This is a genomic window from Streptomyces chisholmiae (assembly GCF_031845445.1).
Classification (GTDB): domain Bacteria; phylum Actinomycetota; class Actinomycetes; order Streptomycetales; family Streptomycetaceae; genus Streptomyces; species Streptomyces chisholmiae.
Genome location: NZ_JAVREO010000126.1, coordinates 1 through 473 on the forward strand (window position 1 = coordinate 1; position 473 = coordinate 473).

At 63.4% G+C, this 473-nt stretch carries 1 protein-coding gene; it reads left to right on the plus strand.

The features are described 5' to 3' along the window. Positions 1–7: 7 nt before the first annotated feature. On the plus strand, positions 8–473 hold a 466-nt coding region (locus RM844_RS32400; protein ID WP_311671023.1), incomplete at its 3' end, for a DUF2625 family protein.

Sequence of the window (473 nt, forward strand, 5' to 3'; positions counted from 1 at the left end):
GTTGCAGATGACCACACTGTCCACGCCGGGTGCTGTCACATTGAATTGCGGCGGGATTCTCGCCGATCACGGTTGGTTGAAGCTCTTCGGCGGCGGCACTGCCGAAATGCCGGCCTTGGTCGACTTCATCAGCGGCGTCGAAGTTGGCCGCGGTGCGGCCCTGTGCGGCGTCGACGTCCTGGGCGGAGTGTTCGCGATCAATTGGGGGGCCTTTCCGGGTGAGCACCACATTCTTTGGTACTGGGCTCCGGATATTCTCGACTGGGTGGTGTGCGGCGAGTGGAAACACATCGACCTGTTGTGGGCCGCGTTGACGGGGCAGATGGACGAGTTCTACGCCGATCTGCGCTGGCCCGGCTGGCAGGACGACGTCGCCGCCCTGGCCGCCGACGAGGGCTACACCCTCACACCAGACCCTTATACCGTTGAGGGGCAAGACAAGTCACAGGTGCACAAGCGTGTGGTGCCGATGG